A 2,581-nucleotide genomic window follows, 5' to 3' on the forward strand; every position below is an offset into this window, starting at 1 on the left:
ATCGCTGCTCACGATCCTCTGAAATCCGTGCTCACGATGCGGTGAAATCCGTGCTCACCATCCCGCGAAATCCGCAGCCTCATCACTCGCGCGCCAACACCATCGGTGTAGCCCTGGACGCGTCGTGGGACCTTCATTCCCCTGACCTTTGTTGTGGAGCAAGACCTCTCACGCGCAGCTCAGAGCGAACAGTGCGTAACTGCTCTCGAATCTCCTGTTCGCGCCGTTTGAACTCCTCCCGTAGGCGGGTCTGTTCAGCGGACAGGCGATGATACTCGGACAAGAGCTCAGCATCGCCCAGACCTGCAATGGTTGAGAGCGACTTGATCCCACTCTGAGTCAGTGAACGAAGTTTCCGAATGGTCGATGGACCAAACCCCGGGAGCTGACGCAGATGGGTCTCAGGGATGCTGGCGACTTCCAGCACAGAGGGGCGGCGACCGCCAAACTCTGCCAAAATACTCTCCTGAGCCCGCAACCCTAGCAGCTCAATGGGGAACAGATCGTCCTGTGGCACCCCAGCCTCATTCACAAGCCCATCAACCGCTACAGTAACCTCTGAAGGCCTGGTTAACAGGACTGCTATCCTAATATTCCGGTGCCTATCCGAAAGAATACCTGAGGTTTGGGCTGGTCAGTGTGGAGCAAGGCTTTTGCGCAAGAGCCAGGAACCGATGCTGGCTCTTGGTCAATCGCGATGCGGAGCCGAACGGGTTGATCTGCGACCGGGAAACGAAGTCGCTCGGAGCACAAGCAGGGAGGCGTCGATCATGCCCGAGGCACGCGTTTGCGTTCAAGTTGCTGCCAGCCGCGACACGGTCATCCAGAGAGGATGTGGCCAAGATCATTCGCATTTTGGGTGCCCACCTCGCGCTTCCTGCGAGCCAACAGGGGAAGCCAAGCTGAGGCACCCACGCGGCTCCTGGCGCGTTGTTCCAGGGGGCTTCACATCCCTGATCGGTCCCTTGGTGGTGGCTCTTGGGCTGAGCGTCCCTGGGGTGCTGATTGCAGTCCTGCTGGGGCTTGCTTGGAAATAACGGAACCCGCTCAGCAGACATATTGCCGTTTGCCGCGCGTCCGAGGCTCCAGCAAAGGTCAGTGCGCATAGGGGCCTAACCTTAGCAATGTCTGGCTAAGCTGGCCCGGAATTTGGCGATGAGCTCAGCAGGCACACCTGCGTTGCGGCCAAGCAGAGCTTTTTCTACTGAGTTTTGTCGGGCTCCCGACAGACAGACCTCTGACGATTGATTAATCCTTGTTAAGATTCGTTTGACAGCCTCATCAGCGGCAGGGGGCAACGATGCCTGCACGAACAATCCCTTTCCAACCGAAGCCGTTGCGTCAGACGGGGCGTCACTCAAATGGTTCTGAACCAGAGGTCACAACGGTTCTGATCGGTGACAACGGACTGCTGCGCGCTGGCCTTCAGCACGCCCTGCAGGGCACGCCATTTGTGCTGGTTGAGCCTGCGTCTGCGCCAGGGGCAGAATGGCTCCAGCCGTTGGCCGCACGACCTGCGCTAGCCCTCATTGACGCCAGCCAAGGCTTTGATGCCGTGCTTGAGGCGATCCGGCAAGTGCGAGAACGCTCGTCAGAGATCCGGATTGTGGCTCTGGCGGATCAGTTTGATCTTTGTTTTGTACAGCTCGGGCACGAGGCAGGGGTGGACGGGTTCTGTGTCACAGCACGTCATCCCGCGGTTCTGATCAAGTCTCTGGAATTGATCATGCTGGGCGAGAGTGTGCTGCCCCCTGCGGTCCTGCGCTTGATCTCGGATGAAACTTGCCAAAACCGAGAGCAGCCGCTCCAGAACACCACGGCAGGGCCGAAGCTGCTCGATCCGAAGGCTTGCAAGCTCTCGCCGCGAGAGGCACAAATCCTGGACTGCTTGATGCAGGGAGCGCCCAACAAGGCCATCGCGCGCAAGCTCGATGTCACCGAAGCCACCATCAAGGTTCATGTCAAAGGCCTCTTGCACAAGATCGGCGTGGCGAATCGCACGCAGGCGGCGATGTGGGCGTCCCAGCACCTGCCACAGCGCGAGGGACCAGCCCAACACATCTAGGTGCGGCTCCGAAGCTTACCCTCGATGCAAGGTCCGCCTCCATGATCATCTGGTCAGCCCTGGAATGTGGCTGTCAGGAGAAATGGAGGGGATCGGACTTGGTGCAGTCCCCTGGCGTGATGGTGAGGATGGACATGACTCCTCCGAATGGCCGCGTGCACTTTCGTGCCATCAGGAATAATGGCGGGGTTGAGGTTACCGTGAGGGTCGATGGCTGAACGCTTGCTGTTCTCCGATTCAGCCCCTCAGAGCTTGAGGACATGGTCAGGGCTATAGACGGCGCTCTCAGCGAAGAGCCTGACGGGGACGAAAACGGACCAGGAGACGACGCGGAATAATCCCCTCTTTCTCCGGTGTTCCAGGAGCGTGGTTGAGCGTCAGGATGGTATGGGCGAGCGCCGTATCTTCGGCCTCTAAGCGTCCGTGCTGTTTTACATCGCCTTTGGCGGATGAACGTGTTCCCGTATCTGGCGGGTAGCTCCCGGCACGAATGGGCTCTGTTCTTCTCATAGAGAG

The 2,581-nt window shown here is 59.0% G+C and carries 2 protein-coding genes; one reads left to right on the forward strand and one right to left on the reverse strand.

Going from position 1 to position 2,581, the window contains the following annotated elements; all coding sequences use genetic code 11:
- Positions 1 to 1,726 precede the first annotated feature (1,726 nt).
- Positions 1,727 to 2,065 (forward strand): response regulator transcription factor, encoded by a 339-nt coding sequence (locus JQC81_RS32130; protein WP_203275816.1) that lies wholly within the window; start codon positions 1,727 to 1,729, stop codon positions 2,063 to 2,065.
- A gap of 285 nt (positions 2,066 to 2,350) precedes the next feature.
- Here JQC81_RS32130 and JQC81_RS32825 read toward each other — a convergent pair.
- Positions 2,351 to 2,581, reverse strand: a 231-nt coding sequence (locus tag JQC81_RS32825) for a hypothetical protein (RefSeq protein ID WP_210347344.1), incomplete at its 5' end; no start/stop codon positions are given.

It is taken from the genome of Microvirga arabica (assembly GCF_016811235.1).
GTDB classification, from domain to species: Bacteria; Pseudomonadota; Alphaproteobacteria; order Rhizobiales; family Beijerinckiaceae; genus Microvirga; species Microvirga arabica.